Source organism: Paenibacillus sp. CECT 9249, from assembly GCF_918697855.1.
GTDB lineage: Bacteria > Bacillota > Bacilli > Paenibacillales > Paenibacillaceae > MSJ-34.
On record NZ_CAKKLI010000089.1, the window covers coordinates 1 to 6160 of the forward strand.

Consider the following 6160-nt stretch of genomic DNA (forward strand, 5'->3'; position numbering starts at 1 on the left):
TATGGACTTAAAACGCTCTTGTAATCTGCATGCTCATGATGACGAACATCGGAAAGCCGTATGAGGGAAAACCTCACGTACGGTTTGATGAGGAGGGGCTGGGCCCCGCCCAGCCTTTCACTCTAGCACTAACATATGAAAGTTCAATTTTTATAAAAAAGGATAATTCATTGTAAATACGGAAACGGGATGCGGTTGTTATACTCAAGCTGATCAAAAGCATAAGGGGGAAGGTAGGATGAAAAGAACGTTAACGGTGGCGTTATTGCTGGCGATGGTATGGGCATTGGCGGCATGCGCCGGCAATGGCGGGGGAGGCGGCAACGAAGCCGGAGATGGCTCCGGCGGAGGAGGCAGCCAAGGGAAAGTAGGCATCTCCATGCCGACGAAATCGTCGGAACGGTGGGTGAACGACGGCGCGAATATGGTGAAGGAATTCGAGAAACTGGGCTATCAAGCCGATTTGCAATACGCCGAGGACGTCATCGAGAACCAGGTATCCCAAATCGAAAATATGATCACGAAAGGAGTCGACATCCTCGTCATTGCGTCGATCAACGGCGAATCGCTCACGGAAGTGCTGCAAAAAGCGCATGACCAAAATATCGACGTCATCGCTTACGACCGGTTGATTCGCAATACGGACCATGTAAGCTACTATGCCACGTTCGACAATTTCAAGGTCGGGGTGCAGCAAGGAACGTACATCGAAGACAAGCTGGGGCTGAAAGACGGCAAAGGACCGTTCAATATCGAAATATTCGGCGGTTCCCCGGACGACAACAACGCTTACTTCTTCTTCGACGGCGCGATGTCCGTGCTGCAGCCTTATATCAATTCCGGGAAACTCGTCATCCGCAGCGGCCAAACGAAATTCGAGCAAGTCGCGACATTGCGTTGGGACGGCGCGCTGGCGCAAGCGCGGATGGACAATCTGCTTAGCGCGAACTATTCGACGGAAACATTGGATGCGGTATTGTCGCCTTATGACGGCATCAGCATCGGGGTCATCTCTTCCTTGAAAGGCGTTGGATACGGAAACAGCAAGCCGATGCCGGTCGTCACCGGGCAAGACGCCGAACTGGCTTCGATCAAGTCGATTCTTGCCGGCGAGCAAACGCACACCGTCTTTAAAGATACGAGAGAACTCGCGAAAATCGCCGTTTCGATGGCGGACAGCTTGCTGAAAGGCAAGGAAGTGGAAGTCAACGACACGGAAACGTACGACAATGGCGTGAAGGTCGTTCCTTCCTACCTGCTTGAGCCTGTGTCGGTCGATGCGACGAACGTCGAGCCGGCTCTCGTAGATACCGGATATTATACGAAAGACCAGTTGGGTCTATAACTAGCGGCACGCAGGCGATCTGCGCGATTCCGCCCGGACATGCGGAAGCTTCGTCCGGGCGGACTTCCCGCTTGACGGCGGCGGAAGGCTAGCGCGCGAGCGTCCGCAAGTCGACTATTACGATATGGAAGGTTGTGGCCGCATGTCGGAATTCATATTGGAAATGAGAAACATCACGAAGACGTTCCCTGGGGTCAAGGCGCTCGAAGATGTGAATCTGCGGGTCAAAACGGGCGAAATCCATGCGCTTTGCGGCGAGAACGGCGCGGGAAAATCGACGCTGATGAAGGTGCTCAGCGGGGTATACCCGTTCGGATCGTACAGCGGCGAAATTCGTTTTCAAGGGATGGCGTGCGAATGCAAGGACATTAAACAAAGCGAGCAAATGGGCATCGTCATCATCCATCAGGAATTAGCTTTGATTCCGTATTTATCGATCGCGGAAAACATATTCCTCGGCAACGAGCAAGCCCGCGGCGGCATCATCGATTGGAACGGCACGATAACGAAAACGACGGAACTGCTTGCCAAGGTTGGGCTGGCGGAATCGCCGACGACGCTCGTGTCGAATCTGGGCGTTGGCAAGCAGCAGTTGGTCGAGATTGCCAAGGCGCTGTCCAAAAAGGTGAAGCTGTTGATACTGGACGAACCTACGGCCGCGCTGAACGAAGACGACAGCGAAAATTTGCTGCAATTGTTGTTGGAATTTAAAAAGCAGGGGTTGTCCTCGATCCTGATCTCCCATAAATTAAACGAAATTTCCAAAGTAGCGGATTCCATCACGATTTTGCGCGACGGCCGGACGATCGAAACGTTGGATACGAAGGAAGATCGCGTGACCGAGGATCGCATTATTAAAGGGATGGTGGGCAGAGATTTAACGCATCGTTATCCGCAGCGGGAACCGCAGATTGGGGACGTTATTTTCGAAGTTCGCGATTGGAACGTATATCATGAATCGCATCCCGACCGCAAAGTGATCGACGATGTTTCCCTCTATATCCGCCGGGGAGAAATCGTAGGCATCGCCGGGTTGATGGGAGCGGGCAGAACGGAGCTGGCGATGAGCATATTCGGCAAATCGTACGGCAAAAAAATTAGCGGCCGCGCCTTCATGAACGGGAAGGAGATCCGGCTGGACAACATCAATCAGGCGATCGAACAAGGCATCGCTTACGTCACCGAAGACCGTAAAACTTACGGTTTGATTCTCATCGACGATATCAAACGCAATATTTCGCTGGCGAGTTTGAACAAAATCGCGAGCAAAACCGTCATCGACGAAAATCGGGAAATCGCGGAGGCGGAGTCGTTCCGGCGCAAGATGAATATTAAAACGCCGAGCGTTTTGCAGAAAACGATGAATTTAAGCGGCGGCAATCAGCAAAAGGTCGTCCTAAGCAAATGGATTTTTGCCGAACCCGAAATTTTAATACTGGACGAACCGACCCGCGGCATCGATGTCGGCGCCAAATACGAGATTTATACGATCATTCAACAATTGGCGGCGGACGGGAAGGGAATTCTCGTCATTTCGTCGGAACTGCCGGAAATACTCGGCATATGCGACCGCATTTACGCCATGAACGAAGGGAAAATAACCGGCGAATTGCCGCGGACGGAAGCGACACAGGAGAAAATGATGAAATATATGACCAAATCGGGGGGGACCGGACATGGAAGAGCTGACCAGATTGTTTAAGAGCAATATCCGCCAATACGGGATGATCGTTGCGCTGGTCTTAATTATGATTCTATTCCAAATCTTGAGCGGCGGCATTTTGCTGAAGCCCTTAAACATTACGAACTTGATTTTGCAGAACAGTTATATTCTCGTACTCGCGATCGGCATGGTGCTCGTCATTATTACCGGCCATATCGATTTGTCGGTCGGTTCGGTCGCCGCCTTCGTGGGGGCCGTCTCGGCCATTCTCATGGTCGATATGCAAGTTCCGTTTGCGGCGGCCGTCGTCATTTCATTGATTATCGGCGCGCTGATCGGGGCTTGGCAAGGATTCTGGGTCGCCTATGTGAGAATCCCTTCCTTCATCGTCACGCTGGCGGGCATGCTGCTGTTCCGGGGCTTGACGATGATCGTGCTGAAAGGCCAATCGATCGCGCCGTTTCCGAACGGCTTCCGCAATATAAGCACCGGCTTTATTCCGGATTGGTTCGGCGGCGGAACGCTTCATTTGTTAAGCGTCGTAACAGGCGCTGTCTTGTCCGCTGTTTTTATTGCAATCGAGTGGAGGAAACGGCTGAACCAGCGGAAGTACCTGTTCGATGTCCTTCCCGCCGGTTTGTTCGTCGCCAAACTTGTAGCGATGGTCGCGATTATCAACGTTTTCACGTATGTTCTGGCCAGCTATGAAGGAATACCGAACATCTTGATCTTGCTGTTTATTCTTGTCGCCGTTTATTCCTTCGTAACGAATAAAACGGTCATGGGACGGCATGTATACGCCCTCGGCGGCAATGAAAAAGCGGCTAAGCTGTCCGGCGTCAAGACGAAGCGGGTAACGTTCTGGGTGTTTGTGAATATGGGAGCGCTTGCGGCGCTTTCCGGCCTGATCTTTGCCGCCCGCTTGAACGCGGCGACGCCCAAGGCAGGCGTCAACTTCGAGCTCGACGCGATCGCTGCGTGCTTTATCGGCGGAGCGTCGGCCACCGGCGGCGTCGGCACCGTCATCGGCGCGATTGTCGGCGGGCTGGTCATGGGCGTCATGAATAACGGCATGTCGCTCGTCGGGCTCGGGATCGATTGGCAGCAAGGGATTAAAGGCTTGGTATTGCTGCTCGCGGTCGCTTTCGATATTTACAATAAAAATAAAAGCGCATAGGCAATTGTGGCCTATTGTGCCTGGGCTGCCCGGCGGATTATACGATCTGCTCGAAGGCGGCCCTATTTCGTTCGTTCGCAAATACAGGACTTGCCGCAATCCTCGTCGAAATGGTAAACGCTGCGGGTTTGCCGCGCAAATACGAGTCGAGGTGATTTTCAATGAAGTTTCGCACCGTGTTATTCGATTTTGACGGGACGCTTGCCGACACCCTGCCGATTTGCTTTTACGCGTTTCAACAGGTATTCCGTACCTATGACGGCAGGGATATCGGAGAGGAGGACATCGTCTCGATGTTCGGACCGTCGGAAGTGGGGATTATCAAAGAAAACTTGCTGCAACAGGAGCGGGTGGATGCGGCGATTGAAGATTACTACCGTTATTACGATCAAGAACATCGCAACGCAGTGGGCGTGCGGGCGGAAATGATCGACATGGTGAATCGGCTGAAACGGGAAGGAATCGCCGTTGGAATCGTGACGGGAAAAGCGAGAAGGAGTTACGAGATATCCGTAAACTATCTTTTTCCAAGCGGCATGTTTCAAGCGGCCATTACCGGGGACGATGTCGTCAAGCCGAAGCCCGATCCGGAAGGAATCGTAAAAGCGATGAACATGCTTGGCGCGTCGGTCCGGGAAACGCTCTATGTAGGCGACAGCGACGCGGACATCGAGGCCGGCATTAGAGCGAATGTGAAGACGGCCGGCGTGACATGGCTCGAACATTCCCACGGCAAGCCGTTCTCGGTACGGCCCGATTACGAGTTTGCGAGCGTCTCGGATTTACTGCATGCCGTGCTGGATCGGGAATAGGAAGAAAGCATATGGAAATGGAGAACCGGCTCATAGCCTACTTATTCGAATACGATGCGCTGATGAATGACTTGCTGATCGTCCAAGAGTTGAACTTGCCTCAATGCTTCATCGCTGCGGGGTATATCCGGAATTACGTATGGGATCGGCTGCATGGATGGGGTCCTCGGGAAACGCATGACGATATCGATGTCGTATTTTATGACGCGGACAAGCCGTTCGAAGAGCGGGACCGGCGGTTAACGCAAACGCTCATCGCCGCGACCGGAAACCGGAAATGGTCCGTCAAAAATCAGGCGAGGATGCATATTCGCAATAACGCGGAGCCTTATCGGTCAACAGCAGACGCTATGAGCAGATGGCCGGAAACCGTTACGGCGATCGGCGCGAGGCGAACCGGGGACGGGCGAATCGAATTATGCGCTCCCCACGGGCTGGAAGACTTGTTCGGGATGGTCGTGAGAAGAAGCCCATTCTTTACGGACAAGGATGATTACTTGGAACGGGTAAGGAAGAAGGGGTGGAAAGCGAAGTGGCCGCGGATCGACATTATCGAGGATTAGCCGTTCCCCCGCATGCGATCCGCGCGTACCTGCGCTGCTCGTTTGGCGTTAATGAAACTGACAATCCTTATTGGGCTTAAAATGAAGACATCCTCATTCTAGCGAAAGTACGCACCGTTATTCATTGGAAATCGGCGGTTTTACCGCCTTTTTCCCACTGGCGTTGCATTAACTTTTTTCAGCAATATTAAAACAACTGTGTGATTACCTGCTATTCCTTCGCATTTATTCTGCGGCCCTACTCCCCAAATTCGCGAACACAGGATCCGTTAATGATGACAAACGGCCCGATTTCGGACCGTTTGCGGACAGACGATCCTTTATTCGCGGCAAAAGTGCAAAAACAAGCCCTACGACGAACGAATAACGGAACCAATGTCTGCCTAAACAGCGAATAAGCGATATGGAGGCATCATAACGGCCGTACGGTCCGGATAGCAATTTCTCGATGCGACGCTATTGCACAAACCCGACATTTGTACGAAAATAAACTATTTAACATTAAAGCGCTAAAGTCCCTTGGACCGAAAAGGTTTCCTAAGCAACATTAATATCCATAAAGTTACAGTTATGCTGGGACTATCTCACGTAGCTCTACTT

The 6160-nt window shown here is 52.2% G+C and carries 5 protein-coding genes; all 5 read left to right on the forward strand.

Going from position 1 to position 6160, the window contains the following annotated elements; genetic code table 11:
- The first annotated feature begins 238 nt into the window (after positions 1 to 238).
- The 5 genes from chvE (at position 239) to LQ229_RS26690 (ending at position 5560) form a co-directional block, all read left to right on the forward strand.
- Complete coding sequence (chvE, locus tag LQ229_RS26670; protein WP_230193393.1) at positions 239 to 1345, forward strand: multiple monosaccharide ABC transporter substrate-binding protein; 1107 nt, start codon at positions 239 to 241, stop codon at positions 1343 to 1345.
- Positions 1346 to 1487: 142 nt separating this feature from the next.
- Positions 1488 to 3047, forward strand: a complete 1560-nt coding sequence (mmsA, locus tag LQ229_RS26675) for a multiple monosaccharide ABC transporter ATP-binding protein (RefSeq protein WP_230193394.1) — start codon at positions 1488 to 1490, stop codon at positions 3045 to 3047.
- Positions 3022 to 4185, forward strand: coding sequence for a multiple monosaccharide ABC transporter permease (gene mmsB / locus LQ229_RS26680; protein WP_230193395.1), 1164 nt, complete (start codon positions 3022 to 3024; stop codon positions 4183 to 4185). Before mmsA ends, mmsB begins: the two co-directional genes overlap by 26 nt.
- Before the next feature lie 161 nt (positions 4186 to 4346).
- Positions 4347 to 4997 carry an HAD-IA family hydrolase gene (locus tag LQ229_RS26685; protein ID WP_216541183.1) on the forward strand — a complete coding sequence of 217 codons (651 nt, stop codon included), beginning with the start codon at positions 4347 to 4349 and terminating at the stop codon, positions 4995 to 4997.
- A gap of 11 nt (positions 4998 to 5008) precedes the next feature.
- The gene (locus LQ229_RS26690; RefSeq protein ID WP_230193396.1) at positions 5009 to 5560 is read left to right on the forward strand and encodes a nucleotidyltransferase family protein; all 552 of its coding nucleotides are present in this window, start codon (positions 5009 to 5011) and stop codon (positions 5558 to 5560) included.
- Positions 5561 to 6160 lie beyond the last annotated feature (600 nt).

Coding starts and splice junctions, on each gene's coding strand:
- chvE (WP_230193393.1), top strand. CDS start 239: ATGAAAAGAACGTTAACGGTGGCGTTATTGCTGGCGATGGTATGGGCA.
- mmsA (WP_230193394.1), top strand. CDS start 1,488: ATGTCGGAATTCATATTGGAAATGAGAAACATCACGAAGACGTTCCCT.
- mmsB (WP_230193395.1), top strand. CDS start 3,022: ATGGAAGAGCTGACCAGATTGTTTAAGAGCAATATCCGCCAATACGGG.
- LQ229_RS26685 (WP_216541183.1), top strand. CDS start 4,347: ATGAAGTTTCGCACCGTGTTATTCGATTTTGACGGGACGCTTGCCGAC.
- LQ229_RS26690 (WP_230193396.1), top strand. CDS start 5,009: ATGGAAATGGAGAACCGGCTCATAGCCTACTTATTCGAATACGATGCG.